Annotated in this window: 12 protein-coding genes and 1 rRNA gene; 4 read left to right on the top strand and 9 right to left on the bottom strand. The window is 74.8% G+C overall.

The features are described from left to right. A 16S ribosomal RNA gene (locus ACGFZL_RS27445) occupies positions 1-279 on the bottom strand; the annotation flags it as partial. A gap of 504 nt (positions 280-783) precedes the next feature. Here ACGFZL_RS27445 and ACGFZL_RS27440 point away from each other — a divergent pair. Both ACGFZL_RS27440 and ptsP read left to right on the top strand, forming a co-directional pair. Continuing rightward, a complete protein-coding gene (locus tag ACGFZL_RS27440; protein WP_393695642.1) occupies positions 784-1,233 on the top strand; it encodes a PTS glucose transporter subunit IIA in 450 nt (149 codons plus the stop codon). A gap of 77 nt (positions 1,234-1,310) precedes the next feature. Continuing rightward, the gene (ptsP, locus tag ACGFZL_RS27435) at positions 1,311-2,981 is read left to right on the top strand and encodes a phosphoenolpyruvate--protein phosphotransferase (protein WP_355173142.1); all 1,671 of its coding nucleotides are present in this window, start codon (positions 1,311-1,313) and stop codon (positions 2,979-2,981) included. Positions 2,982-3,048: 67 nt separating this feature from the next. Here the strand turns inward: ptsP and ACGFZL_RS27430 are convergent, their stop codons facing one another. After that, a complete protein-coding gene (locus tag ACGFZL_RS27430; protein WP_393695640.1) occupies positions 3,049-3,939 on the bottom strand; it encodes a hypothetical protein in 891 nt (296 codons plus the stop codon). A gap of 95 nt (positions 3,940-4,034) precedes the next feature. Beyond that, positions 4,035-6,005 (bottom strand): acetoacetate--CoA ligase, encoded by a 1,971-nt coding sequence (locus ACGFZL_RS27425; protein ID WP_393695638.1) that lies wholly within the window; start codon positions 6,003-6,005, stop codon positions 4,035-4,037. A 245-nt stretch (positions 6,006-6,250) separates the two neighbouring features. Here ACGFZL_RS27425 and ACGFZL_RS27420 point away from each other — a divergent pair, with 245 nt between their 5' ends. Beyond that, positions 6,251-7,903: a glycosyl hydrolase gene (locus ACGFZL_RS27420; protein WP_393695636.1), complete on the top strand. Its 1,653-nt coding sequence runs from the start codon at positions 6,251-6,253 to the stop codon at positions 7,901-7,903. Here ACGFZL_RS27420 and ACGFZL_RS27415 read toward each other — a convergent pair. Genes ACGFZL_RS27415 through ACGFZL_RS27395 form a run of 5 tightly spaced genes read right to left on the bottom strand, consistent with a single transcriptional unit; the run spans position 7,894 to position 12,820 of the window. Next, positions 7,894-8,430 carry an NUDIX domain-containing protein gene (locus ACGFZL_RS27415; RefSeq protein WP_393695634.1) on the bottom strand — a complete coding sequence of 179 codons (537 nt, stop codon included), beginning with the start codon at positions 8,428-8,430 and terminating at the stop codon, positions 7,894-7,896. The genes ACGFZL_RS27420 and ACGFZL_RS27415 overlap by 10 nt on opposite strands. 55 nt (positions 8,431-8,485) lie before the next feature. After that, positions 8,486-9,094 carry an ATP/GTP-binding protein gene (locus ACGFZL_RS27410; RefSeq protein WP_393695632.1) on the bottom strand — a complete coding sequence of 203 codons (609 nt, stop codon included), beginning with the start codon at positions 9,092-9,094 and terminating at the stop codon, positions 8,486-8,488. Positions 9,095-9,137: 43 nt separating this feature from the next. Next, a complete protein-coding gene (locus ACGFZL_RS27405) occupies positions 9,138-9,533 on the bottom strand; it encodes a DUF742 domain-containing protein (protein WP_355173130.1) in 396 nt (131 codons plus the stop codon). Between the two features lie 9 nt (positions 9,534-9,542). Further along, on the bottom strand, positions 9,543-9,977 hold the full coding sequence (locus ACGFZL_RS27400) for a roadblock/LC7 domain-containing protein (protein ID WP_355173128.1): 435 nt from the start codon (positions 9,975-9,977) through the stop codon (positions 9,543-9,545). Then, the gene (locus tag ACGFZL_RS27395) at positions 9,974-12,820 is read right to left on the bottom strand and encodes a nitrate- and nitrite sensing domain-containing protein (protein WP_393695629.1); all 2,847 of its coding nucleotides are present in this window, start codon (positions 12,818-12,820) and stop codon (positions 9,974-9,976) included. The genes ACGFZL_RS27400 and ACGFZL_RS27395 overlap by 4 nt, the downstream gene beginning before the upstream one ends. A gap of 430 nt (positions 12,821-13,250) precedes the next feature. Between ACGFZL_RS27395 and ACGFZL_RS27390 the strand changes: the two genes are divergently transcribed. Further along, positions 13,251-13,688, top strand: a complete 438-nt coding sequence (locus ACGFZL_RS27390; RefSeq protein ID WP_393695627.1) for a hypothetical protein — start codon at positions 13,251-13,253, stop codon at positions 13,686-13,688. Between the two features lie 45 nt (positions 13,689-13,733). Here ACGFZL_RS27390 and ACGFZL_RS27385 read toward each other — a convergent pair whose 3' ends face one another. Further along, the gene (locus ACGFZL_RS27385; protein ID WP_393695625.1) at positions 13,734-18,407 is read right to left on the bottom strand and encodes a hypothetical protein; all 4,674 of its coding nucleotides are present in this window, start codon (positions 18,405-18,407) and stop codon (positions 13,734-13,736) included. Positions 18,408-18,423: the final 16 nt, after the last annotated feature.

The raw sequence follows: 18,423 nt of genomic DNA, 5'->3' as shown, positions 1-18,423 counted from the left end.
CCCGTCGTCGCCTTGGTGAGCCATTACCTCACCAACAAGCTGATAGGCCGCGGGCTCATCCTGCACCGCCGGAGCTTTCGAACACCACAGATGCCCGTGATGATCAGTATCCGGTATTAGACCCCGTTTCCAGGGCTTGTCCCAGAGTGCAGGGCAGATTGCCCACGTGTTACTCACCCGTTCGCCACTAATCCCCACCGAAGTGGTTCATCGTTCGACTTGCATGTGTTAAGCACGCCGCCAGCGTTCGTCCTGAGCCAGGATCAAACTCTCCGTGAATGTTTACCCGTAATCGGGTGCACACTTCACGAGAGCGGAACGATCGGAGGAATAATCCGACCGTTCACAGCGTCCTCGCTGTGTGTATTTCAAAGGAACCTCGCCCTCCCGAACGGGAGAGACGGGGTATCAACATATCTGGCGTTGACTTTTGGCACGCTGTTGAGTTCTCAAGGAACGGTCGCTTCCTTTGTACTCACCCTCTCGGGCTTTCCTCCGGGCTTCCCTTCGGTGATCCAAACTCTATCAGGGTTTTTCCGGCCCTCTGACCACCCTCCTGCGAACATGCAAAAAGGCCCAGAGATAGGATCTGACGAGCTGGGGTAAGCCCCGACTGTACATCGGTCCGCGGAACGGGAGCAAATCCGTGGGGAGTGTGGTCTAGACCTCTATTGGGACCACTCATGCGGAACCGGTACTTCCTATGACATACCCTGCTGCTCAGTGCGCCGTCCGGGACAGGTAGTGACGGCCCGTACACATCACCGCCCTGGGAGGCTTCCCATGACCACCGTGTCGTCCCCGCTCGCCGGACGCGCCATCGGACTGGCCGCTGTGCCCGATCCGGTCTTCTCCGGGGCCATGGTCGGCCCGGGCACCGCCATCGACCCCGTGCGCGAGGCCTCCGAGGCCGTCTCGCCCGTCGACGGTGTCATCGTCTCCCTGCACCCGCACGCCTTCGTCGTCGTCGACGACGAAGGCCACGGGGTGCTCACCCACCTCGGCATCGACACCGTGCAGCTCAACGGCGAGGGCTTCGAGCTGTTGGTGAACAAGGGGGACACCGTCGCGCGCGGCCAGGCCGTGGTGCGCTGGGACCCGGCCGCCGTGGAGGCCGCGGGCAAGTCGCCCATCTGCCCGGTCGTCGCCCTGGAGGCGACCGCGGAGGCGCTGGGCGGACTCCGCGAGGACGGCGACGTGGCCACCGGGGACAGCCTCTTCTCCTGGCAGTGACGTCGGCGCCGTCGTCGGACGGCCGGCAGGACAACGACCGCGGCGGCGGGACCCGCCGCACTATCGGGACGGGTGAGATGGAGACAACGCTGCGAGGCGTCGGCGTGAGCCACGGTGTGGCGATCGGCGAGGTTCGGCACATGGGCACGGCGGTGCTCGAGCCGCCGGCGAAGCAGATCGCGGCCGGGGAGGCGGAGCGCGAGCAGGGGCGTGCCCGTCAGGCCGTGGAGGCGGTGGCGGCCGACCTGATGGCGCGCGGCAACCTGGCGGGCGGCGAGGCCCAGGCGGTGCTCGAGGCGCAGGCCATGATGGCCCAGGACCCCGAGCTGATGGCCGACGTGGAGCGTCGGGTGGCGGTGGGCAGCACCGCCGAGCGCGCGGTGTACGACGCGTTCGCCGCGTACCGCGCGCTGCTGGCCGGGGCTGGCGAGTACCTGGCCGGACGCGTGGCCGACCTGGACGACGTGCGCAACCGCATCGTGGCCCGGCTGCTCGGGGTGCCGATGCCGGGCGTGCCCGACAGCGACGAGCCGTACGTGCTCATCGCGCGGGATCTCGCGCCGGCCGACACGGCGCTGCTCGACCCGTCGCTGGTGCTCGGCTTCGTGACCGAGGAGGGCGGGCCGACCAGCCACAGCGCGATCCTGGCTCGGGCGCTCGGTGTGCCGGCGGTCGTGGCGCTGCCGGGCGCCGGTGAGCTGCCCGAGGGCACGGTCGTCGCCGTGGACGGCAGTAGCGGAGAGATCTTCGTGAACCCCACTGCGGAGAAGAAGACGGCGATGGAGGCCGCGGCGGCGGAGCGCAAGGCCGCGCTGGCCGCGTCTGCGGGGCCGGGTGCCACCTCCGACGGCCACAAGATGCCGCTGCTCGCGAACATCGGCGGTCCCGCGGACGTGCCGGCGGCCGTCGAGGCAGGGGCCGAGGGCGTCGGTCTGTTCCGTACGGAGTTCCTGTTCCTGGACGACAGTGAGCGGGCGCCGTCGGAGGAGAAGCAGGTCGCGGCCTACCGGCAGGTCCTTGAGGCGTTCCCCGAGGGCCGGGTCGTCGTGCGCGTGCTTGACGCGGGTGCGGACAAGCCGTTGGAGTTCCTGACGCCCGCGGACGAGCCGAACCCGGCGCTCGGCGTGCGCGGGCTGCGGACGCTGCTCGACCACCCGGAGGTGCTGCGCACGCAGCTGACCGCGCTGGCGAAGGCGGCCGAGGGGCTGCCGGCCCACCTCGAGGTCATGGCGCCCATGGTGGCGGACCGCGCGGACGCCAAGGCGTTCGCGGACGCCTGCCGGGAGGCCGGGCTGCGGGCGAAGTTCGGCGCGATGGTGGAGATCCCGTCGGCCGCGCTGCGGGCGCGTTCGGTGCTCCAGGAGGTGGAGTTCCTGTCGCTGGGGACCAACGACCTCGCGCAGTACACCTTCGCCGCCGACCGCCAGGTGGGTGCCGTCTCGCGGCTCCAGGACCCGTGGCAGCCGGCGCTGCTCGACCTGGTCGCGCTGGCCGCCGACGCGGCCAAGGCCGAGGGCAAGAGCTGCGGCGTGTGCGGTGAGGCCGCCTCCGACCCGCTGCTGGCGTGTGTGCTGACCGGTCTGGGGGTCACCTCCCTGTCGATGGGTGCCGCGTCGCTGCCGTATGTGCGCTCCACGCTCGCCAAGTTCACGCTGGCGCAGTGCGAGCGGGCCGCGTCGGCCGCGCGGGCCGCGGACAGCGCCGAGGAGGCGCGCGCCGCGGCGCAGGCGGTGCTGTCGGGCGAGTAGGGACCCGGTGTCCTGGTGAGGGGCGCTCCGCCTGCGGGTGGGGCGCCCCTCGCGCGTCCTCGGGCGTTCAGTGGTGGTGGCCCGGTGGCGGGCTGTCGTCGCCGAGGTCGGGCGGCGGGCAGTAGTCGACGCCGGGTTCGGGGCCGAAGAGGTCGCCGGACTCGGCGTCGGTGCAGTAGGCGTCGAAGACCTCGGCGGCGGTGAGCGGGGTGAGTCCGTAGCCGTGCAGGCGCCAGCCGTGGATGCGGTCGGGGATGCCGGGGGTGCTGATCCGCATGACGAGGCCGCCGGGGCTGTGGGTGGCGAGGCCGAGGGCGAGGAGGCCGGTCAGTTCCAGGGTCTCGGCGTCGTCCGGGTGTGGGGTGCCGTCGGTGTCCGGGTCGAGGGTGAGGACGGCGAGGAGGGTCTCCGGGTGGCCGGTGACGCTGCACACCAGGTGGTGGTGGCCCGGTGGTGCGGTGGCCAGGACGCGGCGCAGGAGGTGGGCGGCTCGGGCGAAGGCGGCGCGGCCGAGGTCCTCGCCGCAGGTGGCGCAGGTGCCGAGGCGGGCCAGGGCGCCGGCGGCGTACTCCCAGGTGGCCTGGCGGACGGCTTCGTCGACGAGGGCGGGCAGGAGGTCGGCGAGCGGCTGTCCGTCGTAGGGCAGGGCGGGGCCGTGGGCGGCGAGTTCGGCGGTGAAGCGGGTGCGTCCCGCGGCGGTGTCGGGGTCGAGGCCGGCCGCGGCGCAGTACTCGGCGTACTCCTGCGGGTCGAAGAGGGCGACCGTGGTGTGGGCGCCTTGACGGGTGCGGGCCTTGAGCAGGGCCTCGAGTTGGCGCAGGTAGGTGGCGTGGTCGTCCAGGGTGAAGCTGCGGTAGCGCCGCATGGCGTGGAAGTCGTGCTCGTCGGCGAGCAGGCCGATGGTGCCGGCGATCTCGCGGCGCAGGGCGCGTCGGACGGTTTGGTCTGTGTGCGTCATGGTGTCGTGCCCCCGTGGTGCTCGTGAGTCGATCTGTGCTCACTCACCGTAAGCGGGGGCACTGACAATGGGGCCGGTGGCGGGGGCGGGGCCGGTCAGGCGCGTTTGCGGGCGAGGTCCTCGTAGAAGTGGAGCAGGTCGAGGTTGTCGATGGAGCCGGGGTTGACCGCCTTCTCCAGCGGGGTGCCCTGGAGCAGGCGTTTGACGGGGACCTCGATGCGCTTGCCGGTGAGGGTGTGCGGGACGCCGGGGACCTGGATGATCTCGTCGGGGGTGTGGCGGGGGGAGAGCTGCTCGCGGATGGTCTGCTTGATGCGGGTGCGCAGGGTGTCGTCGAGGACGGCGCCGGGGACCAGGTGGACGAAGAGCGGCATCCAGTAGCCGCCGTCGGCCTGTTCGATGCCGACGACGAGGGATTCCCTGATCTCGGGGAGGCGTTCGACGGCCTCGTAGATGTCGGCGGAGCCCATGCGGACGCCCTGGCGGTTGAGGGTGGAGTCGGAGCGGCCGTGGATGACGACGGAGCCGCGTGAGGTGAGGGTGATCCAGTCGCCGTGCCGCCAGACGCCGGGGTAGGTGTCGAAGTAGCTGTCGTGGTAGCGGCTGCCGTCGGGGTCGTTCCAGAAGCGGATCGGCATGGAGGGCATGGGGTTGGTGACGACCAGCTCACCGACCTCGTCGATGAGGGGGGCGCCTGCGGGGTCCCAGGACTGGAGGTCGGTGCCGAGGCAGGGGGCCTGGAGTTCGCCGATGTGGACGGGGAGGGTGGGCACGGCGCCGGCGAAGCAGGAGCAGACGTCGGTGCCGCCGCTGACGGAGGCGATCCACAGGTCGTCGCGGACCTGGTCGTGCAGCCAGCGGAAGCCGTCGGGGGGCAGCGGGGAGCCGGTGGTGGCGACGCACTTCAGGCGCGAGAGGTCGAGGTCGCGGCCGGGGTGCAGGTCGGCCTTGCGGCAGGCCATGACGTAGGCGGCGGAGGTGCCGAAGAGGGTGGCGCCGGTGCGTTCGGCGATGCGCCACTGGGCGCCGGTGTCGGGGTGGCCTGGGCTGCCGTCGTACAGGACGATCGTGGTGCCGGTCAGCAGGCCGGAGACGAGGAAGTTCCACATCATCCAGCCGGTCGAGGTGTACCAGAAGAAGCGGTCCTCGGGGCCGAGGTCGCAGTGCAGGCCGAGCTGCTTGAGGTGCTCGACGAGGATGCCGCCCTGGGACTGGACGATGGCCTTGGGCAGGCCGGTGGTGCCGGAGGAGTAGAGCACCCACAGGGGGTGGTCGAAGGGGACCTGCTCGAAGACGGGCTCGGTGTCGGCGGCCGTGAGGTCGTCCCAGTGCAGGGCGCCGTCGGGGGCGTCCGTGCCGAGGAGCGGGATGTGGACCACGGCGCGCAGGGTGGGCAGCTCGCGGCGCAGTTCGGCGACGGTGTCGGTGCGGTCGTGCTCCTTGCCGCCGTAGCGGTAGCCGTCGACGGTGAACAGGACGACGGGTTCGACCTGCTGGAAGCGGTCCAGGACGCTGCGGGCGCCGAAGTCGGGGGCGCAGGAGGTCCAGACCGCGCCGACGGCGGCGGTGGCGAGGAGGGCGGTCACGGCCTCCGGGATGTTCGGGAGGTAGCCGCTGATCCGGTCGCCGGGGCGGACGCCGAGGGCGCGCAGTTCGGCGGCGAGGGAGCCGACCTGGCGGCGCAGTGCGGCCCAGGTGACGGGGCGCGGGTCGTGGACCTCGTCGACGTGCAGCAGGGCGGGTTCGTCGGCGCGGTCGGCGGCGGCGCGCAGGGCGTGTTCGGCGTAGTTGAGCGTGGCGCCGGGGAACCACTGGACGCCGGGCATCGAGCGGTCGCCGAGCACGCGCGCGTAGGGGGCGGAGAAGCGCACGTCGAACCACTCGGTGACGGCCGCCCAGAAGGACGGGAGATCCTCGACGGACCAGCGGTGCAGGGCGGCGTAGCCGCCGTCGGCCGGGGCGCCGTGCCGCTCGGCCGCCCAGGTCTGGAACCTGGTGATCCGCGCGCCGGCGATGCGTTCGGCGTCGGGCTGCCAGAGCGGCTGCTGCGGGTTCACGGTCGGCATGGTGCGGCTCCCGGGCTGTGCGCGTCGTGTGCGTCCCGCGCGCACGGGCTGGGGTGTGCGCGTGACGCGGCTGACACGGACGATGCCATGTGATCGTTGCCCGCACCAGGGTGTGCTCCACACAGTGGGCGTCGTACGTATGTGGGCTCATCACGCTCATTGCGGCAGTGAGCGGGTGGGAGGCGCTGGGTGAACGGCAGTTGAACGACTCCCGTGGGCCGCTGGGAGGGTGACAGGGTGGGCGCATGGAAGCTCGTGACCTGGTGCGTTCGGTGAAGACGGTCGGATCGGCGGGGGCGGTGGGGCGGCTCCGCGGCATTCGGGAGGCGTGGCGCACGCGCGGGGCCGGGGCCGGGGAGCGGGCGCGGGTGCCGGGGGCGGTGCGCGAGGTGGAGCCCGGGCCGGGCGGTGGGGTGGTCAGGTTCGCTCGTTCGGAGCTGCGGATCCTGGTCGCCGCGAACGGGGTGGTGTTCTGGGGGTGGGACGGGGCGGGTCCCGAGCCGTCGGACGCGGTGGCGGGGCGGTGTCCGGAACCGGATCCCCGGGCGGTGCTCGAGCCGGACAAGGACGGCGGCTGGCGGGTGGTGGCCGAGCGGATGACCGTGGCCGTCTCGCGGCACGGCGCGGTGCAGGTGTGCACGCCGGGCGGCGTGCTGCTGCGGCGCGAGCTGCCGCCGCGCTGGTGGGAGCCGGTGGGGGGCGGCGCGGCGCGGTGGGCGCAGCGTGCGGAGGTGGCGGCCGACGCCCGGTTCTTCGGTCTCGGCAGACCGGCCAGGGGGCTGCGGCTGCGGAGCGGCTCGTATCCGCTGGGGGCGGGCGAGGCGGTGCCGGGGCTGCTCGTGGTGGCCGACGGGGGCACGCACCTGGTGGTCCACGACGGTTCGGGGGACGGCTCGGTGACGCTGCGGGAGGGCCGGGAGGGCGCCGGGTCGGGGCACGACCGGCCGGGGCTGAGCGTGCTGCGGCGGTCGGGCGGGCCGCTGCGCTGCTGGGTGATGGTGGGGGCGCCGGCGCGGGTGCTGCTCGCCTGGACCTCGCTCGCCGGCCCGCCGGGGCCCAGGGAGGATCCGGTCCAGGCGATGGGGGCGGTCGGGTCGGACTGGGCGGGGCTGCGGGCGTCGTTGGCGTCTGCCCTGGCGTCGGGGCTGTGCGGGGTGCCGTACGAGGAGGGGGCGGCGACAGGGGCAGGCGGTCCCGGCGCGGAACCGGCGCCCGAGCCGGCCGCCCGGTGGTGGCAGCTGGCCGCGTACCTGCCGCGGCTGCCCGCAACCGGCGAAGGCGGAGGCGGAGGCGAGGGCGATGTCCAGGGCCGAGCCGGGACGGGGCACGCGCGTGTGGCGCTCGCCGAGCGGCGGCGGCTGTCACCGTACGTCAGGACGCTGGCGCATCAGGCGCGGCGGACGGGCGCTCCCCCGGTGCGTCCGGTGTGGTGGTCGGCGCCCGAGGAGCGGGAGGCGCGGGAGTGCGAGGACGCCTTCCTGCTGGGCGACGGCCTGCTGGTGGCGCCGGTCCTCACGCCGGGGACGGAACGGCGGGCGGTGTGGCTGCCGCGGGGGCGCTGGTACGAGACGGTGACGGAGCGGGCGTACGAGGGGCCGGTGCGGGTGGTGGCCGACGCGCCGCCGGACCGGATACCGGTGTTCGCCCGGGCGGGGGCCGTCGTGCCCGTGCTGGGGGCGGACGGGGGCGTCGAGCTGGAGGTGTGGGCGCCCGCTCCGGGGCGGAGCGGTGGTGGGCCGGTCGTGGCGGACGCGGGCGACGGGTGGGTGCGGGCGGAGCCCGAGCGGTACGTGACCCGCTGGGTGGACGGGCGGGTGGTGGTGGAGCGGGAGGACGGGGCTCCGGCGGGCCGTCCGGTGCGGGTGCGGGGGCTCGGCGGGCGGGCGGCTCAGAGGTAGCGGCCCTCGAAGAACGCCCGTACGGCCAGCGTGTGCAGGGGGAAGGCCAGTTCCTCGGGACGGCGCAGCAGGTGGCGGCCGTCGGTCTCGGCCGTCGCGGCGAACGGCGGGAGCTGGCCGGCGGGCCGCTCGGGCAGCAGGCCGAAGAGGAGCAGGTGGCCGTCGGGCGCGCTCATGGCGTCGGCGAGCCGCACGTCTCGGGGTGCCGCCTCGATGCCGGTCTCCTCCCGCAGTTCGCGGACGACGGCCCGCCGCCAGTCCTCCCGGTCGTCGATGAACCCGCCGGGCAGGGCGACGCCTCCGCGCGCGGGGGCCACGGTGCGGGTGATGACGACCAGGGCGGTGCCCTCGGTGTCGTGGACGGGCTGGAGGGCGACGGCGACGGGCAGCGGGTTGCGGTAGGCGGTGGTGCCGCACGCGGGGCAGGTGCGCGGCCAGCCGGTGGTGCCTTCGCCGTAGGGCGCTCCGCAGCTCGAACAGTGGGAGCCGGGTGCGGAGTTGGGAGCGGGGGTGTGGGTTTCGGACACGCGCGGACTGTATCTGATCTTGGGCCGGGCGGGGGGGTGGGGCCGCGGGGGTGCGTCAGGGGGTGCTGACGGTTCGCCGGTGGTCCGTCGCGTGGGCCATCGCGTGCTGGACGACCTCGATGAGCACTTCCTTGACCGACTCGCGGTCCCGGGCGTCGCACATCACCAGGGGCACGTCGGCGTCGAGGTCGAGGGCCCGGCGGACGGAGTCGGCGGGGTAGCGGGCCGAGCCGTCGAAGCGGTTGACGCCGACGACGAAGGGGATGCCGCGCCGCTCGAAGTAGTCGACGGCGGCGAAGCAGTCCTCCAGGCGCCGGGTGTCGGCGAGGACGACGGCGCCGAGCGCGCCCTCGGACAGCTCGTCCCACATGAACCAGAACCGCTCCTGGCCGGGCGTGCCGAAGAGGTAGAGCACCAGGTCCTCGCGGAGCGTGATCCGGCCGAAGTCCATGGCGACGGTGGTGGTGTGCTTGTTCTCCACCCCGCGTACGTCGTCCACGGGCCGGCCGGCCTCGGTGAGCAGTTCCTCGGTGCGCAGCGGCCTGATCTCGCTGACCGCGCCGACGAGGGTGGTCTTGCCCACGCCGAAGCCGCCGGCCACCAGGATCTTGAGCGTGACCGGCTCCACCGGCGGCTTGCCGCGCTGCGAACGCCCGAAGATCATCGATGTCTCTCCTCTTGGTGCCCGTCTTGGCCTCGGCGGGCGGTCACAGCGCCCGCAGGCCGTTGATCACGTCACGCAGGATGTTCTCGTCCGGCAGCTCGGCGGGCGGCACGGGCCGGTTCACGTGCACGAGCCGGGCGTCCACGAGATCCCCTATCAGGACGCGTACGACGCCTATGGGCAGGTCGAGGCCGGCGGCCAGTTCGGCCACCGACTGGGGGGTGTCGCGGCACAGGCCGACGATGTCGACGTGCTCCGGGGACAGCGTGGCGTCGGCCTCGGGGTCGTCCGCGTGCTCCTCGGTGACGACGACCGCGATCAGGTCCAGGCGGTGCTGGGCCGTGCTGCTGGTACGGCCGCGGGTCATCGCGTACGGACGGACGACGGGGCCGGCCTCGTCGTCGAACCAGTGGTTTCTTCCCTGACCGTCTGCGCTCATGTCATCTCACTACCCGCCCGCGGGCAGATCGGTGCGCGGTGCGGCGCCCAGGTGTACGCCGACCCGCTTGACGAGCAGGGTCATCTCGTAGGCGACCTGTCCGACGTCGGAGTCGGCGTCGGAGAGGACGGCGAGGCAGCTGCCGTCGCCGGCCGCGGTGACGAAGAGGAACGCCTCGTCGAGTTCGACCACCGTCTGGCGGACGTCGCCCGCCTCGAAGTGGCGGCCCACGCCCTTGGCCAGGCTGTGGAAGCCGGACGCCACGGCGGCCAGGTGTTCGCTGTCCTCCCTGGTCAGTCCCTGGGAGGCGCCGGTCGCGAGTCCGTCGCCCGAGAGGACGACGGCCTTGCGGATGCTGGCGACGCGCTCCACCAGGTCGTCCAGCAGCCAGTTCAGCTCTCCGGACCCGGTCGTGGTGTGTCCGGTCGGCTTCGGTGCGGTCATCGACCGTCCCCCTTGTTCGTTCCTTGCTCGGTCGTTCCGTGGTCGGGTGCCGCGGGCGGTGTCGAGGCGTTCTCCTCGCGGCCGCGCCGCCAGCCGCGCTGGAGCGAGGCCATGCGACTGCGCACCTCGTCGGCGTCCCGGTCGGTGGGTGTGGAGCGGTCCTCGGTGGGGCGGGCGGCGCTCTGCTTCAGTTGCGGGGCGAGGCTGGCCTGGCGGACGCGGCGGGGCAGCGCGTCGGCGGCGGGGGCCTCGGGTGCCGGAGTCTCGGGGGCCGGCTCTTGTACGGGCGACCCGGGTGCGGGCGCCTCCGTCGCGGGGCCCTCGGTCGCGGCGGTGTCCGGCTCCGGCGCCGGGGTGTCGTCGGGCGTGCCGCGGCGGCGGGCCGGGAGGGTGGGCAGCGCCTCGGGCTCCGGGGCGCCGGATTCGGCGCCGCCCGGGCGCGGGCCGGGACGCTCGTCGCCGCGGCGGCGGACCGGCAGCTCCGGCGGCTCGCCCGGGCGCACGGGCTGGCCGTGCGAGGTGACCAGCTTGGGGGCGCCCCGACGGGGCAGCGGTACCGCCGGCGCGTCCGCGGCCCGGGGCGAGTCGGCGTCGCCGCCGGGTGCCGGGCGGCGCCGTTCGGTGCGCCGGGACGGGCGCTCCTCGTCGGCCGGGGCGAAGGAGCGGCGGGAGCGGAACAGGCCGCCCTGCTCGCCGTCGCGGTCGCCGAGGCCGTCGTCCAGGGCGTCCAGGTCCACCGGCGCCTCCAGGTCGTCGGGGGCGTCCAGGTCCACGGGTGCCTCCAGACCGACGGGGGCCTCCAGCTCCACCGGGCCGTCGAGCAGCGCCGCCTTCCGGCCGGGCAGCCGGGCCGGCACCTGGGCGAGGGCGGACCTGCGGCCCCGCTCGCGCTCGCCCTCGCGGGCCGGCTGGGGGCGGTCGAGGCGGAAGCCGATGCCGTTGGTGTCGGGGGCGTCGTCCGTCAGCAGGGCGTCGGGCACGAAGACGACCGCGGTGGTGCCGCCGTACGGGGACGGCTGGAGGGAGACCCTCACGTTCTGCCGCTGGGCGAGCCGGCTGACCACGAACAGGCCGAGCCGGTCGGTGTCGGACAGCTCGAACTCGGGGGTCTCGGCGAGGCGGAGGTTGGCGTCGAGCAGGGCGTCGGCGGCCATGCCGAGGCCGCGGTCGTGGATCTCCAGGGTGAAGCCGTTGGCGACGCGCTCGCCGAGGACCTGCACGGCGGTGTGCGGGGGCGAGAACACCGTGGCGTTCTCCACGAGTTCGGCCACGAGGTGGGTGAGGTCGGCGACGGCCGGGCCGGTGACGGCGACGCGCGGCAGCCGGCGGACCTCGATGCGCTCGTAGTCCTCGACCTCGGCGACGGCGGCCCGCACCACGTCCATGAGCTGGACGGGCCTGCGCCACTGCCGGGAGGGGGCGGCGCCGGAGAGGATGACGAGGCCCTCGGCGTGCCGGCGCATGCGCGTGGTCAGGTGGTCCAGGCGGAAGAGGTCGGCGAGTTCCTCGGTGTCCTCGGTGCGGCGCTCCATGGTGTCGAGCAGGGTGAGCTGCTTGTGCAGCAGGACCTGGCTGCGGCGGGCGAGGTTGACGAAGACCTCGGAGACGCCGGCGCGCAGTTCGGCCTGCTTGACGGCGGCCTCGACGGCGGCGCGCTGGAGGGTGTTGAGGGCCTGGCCGACCTCGCCGATCTCGTTGCGGTCGTACTCCAGGCGCGGCACCTCGGTCTCGACGTCGACCTGCTCGCCGGCCGAGAGGCGGCGCATCACACTGGGCAGCCGGACGCCGGACGACTCGTGGGCCTCCAGGCGCAGTTGCCTGAGGTCGCGGATGAGGGCGCGGCCGACGCGTACGGACAGCAGGAGGGAGAAGAGCAGGGCGACCAGACCGAGGGCGGCGGCGACCACCGCCTTGGTGATGACGCCGGTGGCCACCGGGTCGACGCGGTCCTGGTAGCGATCGGCGGCCTCGTCGTCGAGGGTGCCGAGTTCGTCGAGGGCGTGTCCGGCCGCGGTGTCCCAGCTCTGGGCCGTGACGGCGCGGGGTGTGCCGGGTCCGCCGGCGACGGCCGCCTCCTCGGCGACGCGCAGGGGGGCGGAGGAGGCGTTCTTCCAGAAGCTCTGGTAGCGGGCGCGCTCGGCGGTGGGCAGCAGCGGCAGGCTGATGTCGTACATCATGCTGCGCTGCGCCACGAGGTCGGAGACGTCGCGGATCTCGTCGCGGGTGACGCGGCCGGTGACCAGCGCGGAGCCGAGGAGGGCGTCCTCGCGGGCGAGCAGTTCGCGGGCCCGGGTGATGTTGACCAGGGCGCGGTACTGCTTGTCGAGGTTCACGTCGTCGACGACGTGGAGGTTGGCGAGCAGCAGGTGGATCGGGTCGACCAGCCGGTTGTACAGGGTCAGCGCCTGCGCGCGGTCCACGGTGCCGTCCTCGACGCTGCGGCGCAGCGGGCCGATGCCGTCGAAGGCGTCGAGGACCGCGGTCAGCCGCTCCTGCTCCCCGCCGCCGAGGGCGTCGCGCACGTCGCCGGTCGCGGCGTTGCGGCGGATCTCGGCGACGGCCCGGTCCGTGGCGGCGCGGCTGCGGCGCAGGGCGGTCAGGCCGTCGGAGGCGCGCGGGTCGGCGAGGTAGACGAGGGTCTGGCGGCGCTCCTGCTGGAGGACGCGCATGGAGTCCTCGACCGGGTAGCCGATCTCCTCGACCACGGTGGAGATGCTGAACAGGCGGATCGCCTCGCGACCCGTGAGCACCGTCGCGAAGGCCCAGATCGCGGTCAGGGAGACCAGCGGCACCAGGAGCAGCGCCACGATCTTCCGGCGGATCGACTTCCCGCGAAAGCGCATGGACTCCCCCAGCCGGGCCCCCGCCGGCAGGAGGGGGCACACACGTGCGTCAAGAAACGGCGCGAGCCTACTACCGACGCGCGCGGAACTCGAAAGCCCGTCCGGAGGCTGAACTGCCGCTCCGGCGACCGGCCGTGGTCAGTTGTCCGGCATTACGGGGGATTGCCGCCCGCGATCCGGCGCGGCGGAGCCGCTTCCGACGGGTGGGGCGGACGGGGCGGATGGGGAATGGCTGAAAACGATCGTCGCGCGGGCCCCCGGGAATCCTGGCAGCTCCTCGCGCGTCTTCCAGGGCGGGTGGGGAGACGGAATCGGCCGCATGAGGCGCGTTCCGCCTCGTCCGAGGGCGTACGGCGGCGCAAGCCGGGCAATCGGGGTGAGCCGGGTCCCGCGTGGACGGGGCGAGCGGCCAGCCGGCGGCGGGGAGGACATGTCGATGAGCACGGCGGAGCGGAGCGAGTACCGGGAGCGGTCGGAGAACCGGCCGTTGTGGACGGAGGAGGCGGCGGACAGACGCCGGCTGCCGGATCCGGTGCGGACCGCGGCCGTGCGCGCGGTCCTGGTGGTCGCCCTCACGCTGATCCTCGCGATGACGGCCTTCCTGTGCGCGCTGGCCGGTTCCTGGCTGGCCTTTCCCATGGTGATCGCCGGTGTGGTGAGCACCGTGGTGGCGACCTGGGGTGTGCTCGACGTCTGGGTCACCCGCCAGGTCTGGCTCCAGCGCCACGGCGTGGTGTCGGCGCCCAGCAGCACCGCCCGCGCCATGCGCCGTGAGCACCGCCGGAGCCGGCGGCACGCCCGGTCCGCCGAGCGGTCCCCGGGACGGATATCCGGGCGCGGGCGGACGGGCCAGCTCTCGCACCCGTAGCGCCCGCCCCCGGGGTCAAGGGCCTGCGGCCCGGGGCAAAGGAGCCTACGACGCCGGCTCGGCGGGGCGTTTGTACATGCGGGTCGCCGTGATCTCGCTGTGCACCGCCTCGCCCTCGCCGGGCGCGGCCTGCTGGGGCAGGCCCGGGCGGAGGTGCTCCTCGACGCTGATGTACTTCAGCCCTGCCCGCAGGTCGGCGTCGTTGCGCAGCCGGATGACGAGCGGGAACTCCGCGAGCGCGGTCGTGTCGAACAGCCCGGTGGTGTAGAGCAGTTGCACGCCGAGCGCGTCGGACACGGCCCGCTGGAGCTCCAGCAGGTAGGTGGCGTTGGCCCGGCCGATGGGGTTGTCCAGGAACAGGGTGCCGGCGTGGCGGTGCCGGTCGCGGCCCCGGTCGTTGCTGCGCAGCGCGGCCATCGTGCAGTACAGGGCGATGGCTGCGGTGAGGAGCTGGCCGCCGGAGAAGACGTCGCCCATCTGCCCGACGGGGACGCGCTCGGCGCGCAGCACGGCGTCCGGCTTGAGGATCTCCACGGCGACGCCCCTGGGCTGGAGGGCCGCCGCGACGCCGCGCAGCAGCAGGGACATGCCGTCCCGGCGCAGGTCGGAGTTCTTCTTCACGGCCGCCCGGGTCGCCTCGTCCACGACCTCGCCGAGCCGCTCGGTGAGGGTGGCCTGGTCGGGCTCCTCGAAGCGGATGCGCAGGAACTCCTGCCCGGACCACTCCCCCAGGCCCTCGGGGAGCCGGGACAGGCGCTGGGCGGAGCGGAGCGTGGCGAGCGAGGACTCGACCAGGCCGCGCAGCCGGTCCACGATCGAGTCGCGGTTGCGCTCCAGCTGGGCCAGCTCGTCGGTGAGGACGCGCAGCCGGGGCGCGAAGGCGTCGGCCCAGCGCTGCGCGTGCTCGGGGAGGGCGGCGGCGGGCAGTTCGCGGATCTGCTGCCGGGCCGGGGTGCGGACCTGCTCGTAGCGGGTGGAGTTGGCGTGCCGGACCAGGACGTCGCTCGCCTCGCGCACGGCGGCCTCGGCCGCGGACAGGTCGGCCGCGCAGCCGCGCAGCGAGCGGCGGGCCTCGGCGGCGGACTGCCGGGCCGCCTCCAGGGTGCCCGGGTAGGGCTCGGGTTCCTCGGTGTCCTCCTCCGGCGCGTGTTCGCGCAGCAGGTCGCGCAGGAGGGCGCCGGTCTCGTCGAAGCCGCCGGCCGCGTCCTCGGCGGCGCGGTGCGCGTCGAGCAGCTCGGCGTGCGCGGCGCCGGCCTCGGTCAGCGCCGCGGTGCGGGCGGCGAGGTCGCCGGTGGCGGTGCGCAGCAGGGCCTGGGCGTGCTCGGCGTCGCGCGGCCGGAGGTCATCGGGCAGCTCGGTGTGGGTGTCGCCGTCCTCGGGCGCGAGGCGTTCGGCCTCGCCGCGGAGCCGGCCGAGTTGCTCGCTGGCGCTGGACATCCGGGTCTCCAGGAGCTGCACCAGCTCCTCGGCGCGGGCGGCGGCCGACTGGCGGGACGGCCCGTCGGAGCCGTCGGGCGACTCAAGCAACTGACCCGCCCGGGTGCGGACCTTGTTGCTCAGCCGGTCGAGATCGGCGCGGGCCGCGCTCTCGTCGCTCTCCGCGCGGGCCTGCTCGGCGCGCAGGTCGGCGCCGACGCCGACCTTCTCGTACACCTGGGACGCGGCCCGGTACGCCTCGCGCAGGTCGGGCAGCGACCCCTTCGGCGCACCGTTGCCGCCCTCTTCGGGTACGTCGTCGGGGGCGCCGGCGATCTCGGAGCGCTCGGCGCGCAGCGCGCGGGCGGTGCGGCGGGCGTCGTCGGCGGCACGCTGGGCGGCGCGCCGGTCCTCGTCGGCGGCGCGGGCCCGGTCCAGGCACGTCTGCGCGCGGTCGTCCGCCTCGGCGCCCTCGTCGGCGAGTTCGCGCAGCCTGGCCTGCCAGCCGGCCCGCTCGCGCAGCCGGAAGGCGAGCCCGGCGAGGGCGTCGGCGGCACGCCGGGCCCGCTGGGCGGCCTCCTGGCGCTCGTCGCGCAGCCGGACGGCCTCGGCGGAGATCTCCTCGGCCTCGGCCCGGGCGGTGCGGGCCTCGGTCAGCTCGGCCTCGGCCTCCTCGGCGAAGGCCCGGGTCTCGGCCGCCGCCCGGGCCAGTTCGGCCAGGCGTCCGGCGGGGCAGCCGGTGCGCCAGGAGGCGAGGCGGGCGGCCAGTTCCCGGTCCTTACCGAGCCGGGCGGCGAGCGCCCGGATCTCCTCGTCGCGCGCGGTGGCCCGGGCGCGCAGCGCTTGCCGCTCCTCGTCGGCGGCGTGCTCGTCGTGCATGGCCGGGTTCGGCGGTACGAGGAAGACGTCAGCGGTGCCGGCGGCGGCACCCGGCGCCGGGGTGGGCGCGAGCAGCGCGGCGGCCGTGCCGACGGCGACGGCGGAGCGGGGCAGCAGGGCGGCCTCGCCGAGCACCTCGCGGGCGCGGCTGTGCGAGTCGGGGTCGGTGATGATCACGCCGTCGACCAGCTCGGGGCGGGCGGCCAGCACGCGGGTGTGGTCGGCGGGGTCGACGGCCTGGGCGAGGTAGCGCCAGCCGGGGAGGGCGGGGATGCCGTGCTCGCCGAGGAACTCGACGGTGGCCAGGACGTCGGGGCCCGGCGGCAGCAGTCCGCCGTCGCCGAGGGCGCCGAGGATGCGGGAGTCGTCGGCGGCGGCCGTGCGCAGCTCGAACAGCTGGCGTTCGGCGCCGGAGACGGTGGTGTCGAGCAGCTCGCGCAGCTCACCGGCGAAGCGGTCGAGGTCCTCGGCGGTGAGAGCGCCCTCGTCGGTGCGGGGGGCGCCGCCGTCGGGGGCGGCGTCGGCGTCCTGGCGGGGCTGGGGGATGCCGGGGCGGGGGTCGGGGGCCCCGGCGGACTCGGGGGCCAGGCCGAGGAGTTCGGCGAGCCGGGTCTCGGCGGCCAGGGCCTCGGCGGTGCGCCGCTCCGCCCCGTGGGCGCGCTCGGCGGCGGTGGCGGCGTCCGCCGCGCGGGCCGCGGTCAGCTCCGCGCGGCTCTCGGCGGTGGCCGCCTCGCGCGCGTGCTCGGTGGCCCGCCGGGCCGCCTCGCGGGCGGTGTCCCATGCCTCGACCGCGCCGGTCTCGGCGTCGCTCGCGGCGAGGGCGGCGCGGGCCGGGTCGGCGTCGGGCGCGCTGTCGTCGAGCCAGCCGGCCCTCACCGCCTCGGCGGTCTCCTGCTCGACCTCGGTGAGGCGCTGCCTGAGGTGGCCGGCCTCGCTGCGGGCGCGCTGCGCCTCGGTGGCGGCGGTGGTGGCGTCCCGGTGGGCGGTGTCGCTGACCTCCTGGAGGGTGGCGGAGCGCGCCTCCTCGCCGTCGGCGTGGCCCTCGGCGCGGCCGGCGGCGGCCTGGAGGGCGCGGACGAGGTCCACGGCGGCCAGGGAGCGGGCGGCGAGGGCGGGGGCGGCGTCCCGCTCGGCCTCCTGGATGGCGGCCGACACGCGGGCGACGCGGTCGGCGGCTGCGCGGTGCCTGAGGACGGCCTCGGCGGCCTGCCAGGCGGCGTGCAGGGTGCGGGCGTCGGCGAGTTCGCGCTTCTGCGCGGCGGCCGTCCGCTCGGCGCCGGCCAGGGCGAGTGAGGCGTGCCGGTAGGCGAGTTCGGCGGCGACGCGGTCGCTGCGGTCCCGGGCGGACTCGGCGTGGGTGACGGCGCGGGCGGCGGCGGTGACCCGCTGGGCGAGGTCGCCGGCCCGGACGCGCTCCTGGACGCCGCGGGCGGTGAACCGGCGGGCCAGGGTCCTGGTCCGGCGCTCGGCGCCGGTGTGGACGTCCCGGGCGCGGTTGCGGGCGTCGGCGGCCTCCACGATGCGGCCGAGCAGGTCGACCGAGCCGGCGGTGAAGTCGCGCTCGGCGATCAGTTCGGCGCGCCGGCCCAGCTTGTCGCCGAAGCCGCCGACCAGGTCGGCCAGGCCGTCGGTGTCCCGGGTGTCGGTGACGGCGCGCAGCAGCAGGTCGGTGAAGTCGGAGTCCTTCTTGACCGCGAAGAGGCCGGCGGCCTCGCCCTCGTCGGCGTTCATCTCCCGCTGGTAGCGGAAGAGTTCGGGGTCCAGGCCGAGGTCGCCGAGGTGCTCGATCCAGCGGTCGTGGATCTCCTCCCAGTGCACCTCCAGGTGCGGGTAGGTCTTGCCGGCGTCGGTGAGCGCGTCGCGGAAGCCCTTCATGGTGCGCCGGCGGCCCCGGGCGCCGGAGACGCCCTCGGCGGGCGGGCGCACGGTGGTGGCCTCGGCGACGGGCAGGTTGTCCAGGGTGAGGCCGGGTCCGGGGCGGAAGGAGTACCAGCCCTCGGCGAACTTGCGCGGGTCACCGGAGACCTGGCGGCCGCGCCACTCGCTGGCCTTGCCGACGACGACGCACTCGCCGGTCTGCACGTGCTGCCACTCCAGGGCCACGTGGCCGCAGTCGTCGGCGAGCAGGAACTTGCGCAGCACGCCGGAGCTGGCGCCGCCCAGGGTGTTGCGGTGGCCCGGCAGCATCACGGAGAAGATCAGCTTGAGCAGGACGGACTTGCCGCCGCCGTTCTCCAGGAAGAGCACGCCGGCGGGCGCGGGGCGGCGCGGCGGGCCGACCGGCTCCTCCGCGAAGAACTCCGCCTGTGCCGGCGCGGGTTCGGGCACGGGCAGGCCGACACCGCGCAGGTCGAGCACGGTGTCGGCGTAACGCGCGCCGGCGGGCCCGATGGAGTAGAGGCGGACCCGGGACAGCTCGTACATGGCGGACTCTCGTGAG

The organism is Streptomyces sp. NPDC048182 (genome assembly GCF_043202555.1).
Lineage (GTDB): Bacteria > Actinomycetota > Actinomycetes > Streptomycetales > Streptomycetaceae > Streptomyces.
This window is presented reverse-complemented; position numbering and strand designations above follow the sequence as displayed.

What these genes read in the sequence shown, in the direction of transcription:
- ACGFZL_RS27440 (WP_393695642.1), top strand. Translation starts at nt 784, where the DNA reads ATGACCACCGTGTCGTCCCCGCTCGCCGGACGCGCCATCGGACTGGCC.
- ptsP (WP_355173142.1), top strand. Translation starts at nt 1,311, where the DNA reads ATGGAGACAACGCTGCGAGGCGTCGGCGTGAGCCACGGTGTGGCGATC.
- ACGFZL_RS27430 (WP_393695640.1), bottom strand. Translation starts at nt 3,939, where the DNA reads ATGACGCACACAGACCAAACCGTCCGACGCGCCCTGCGCCGCGAGATC.
- ACGFZL_RS27425 (WP_393695638.1), bottom strand. Translation starts at nt 6,005, where the DNA reads ATGCCGACCGTGAACCCGCAGCAGCCGCTCTGGCAGCCCGACGCCGAA.
- ACGFZL_RS27420 (WP_393695636.1), top strand. Translation starts at nt 6,251, where the DNA reads ATGGAAGCTCGTGACCTGGTGCGTTCGGTGAAGACGGTCGGATCGGCG.
- ACGFZL_RS27410 (WP_393695632.1), bottom strand. Translation starts at nt 9,094, where the DNA reads ATGATCTTCGGGCGTTCGCAGCGCGGCAAGCCGCCGGTGGAGCCGGTC.
- ACGFZL_RS27405 (WP_355173130.1), bottom strand. Translation starts at nt 9,533, where the DNA reads ATGAGCGCAGACGGTCAGGGAAGAAACCACTGGTTCGACGACGAGGCC.
- ACGFZL_RS27400 (WP_355173128.1), bottom strand. Translation starts at nt 9,977, where the DNA reads ATGACCGCACCGAAGCCGACCGGACACACCACGACCGGGTCCGGAGAG.
- ACGFZL_RS27395 (WP_393695629.1), bottom strand. Translation starts at nt 12,820, where the DNA reads ATGCGCTTTCGCGGGAAGTCGATCCGCCGGAAGATCGTGGCGCTGCTC.
- ACGFZL_RS27390 (WP_393695627.1), top strand. Translation starts at nt 13,251, where the DNA reads ATGTCGATGAGCACGGCGGAGCGGAGCGAGTACCGGGAGCGGTCGGAG.
- ACGFZL_RS27385 (WP_393695625.1), bottom strand. Translation starts at nt 18,407, where the DNA reads ATGTACGAGCTGTCCCGGGTCCGCCTCTACTCCATCGGGCCCGCCGGC.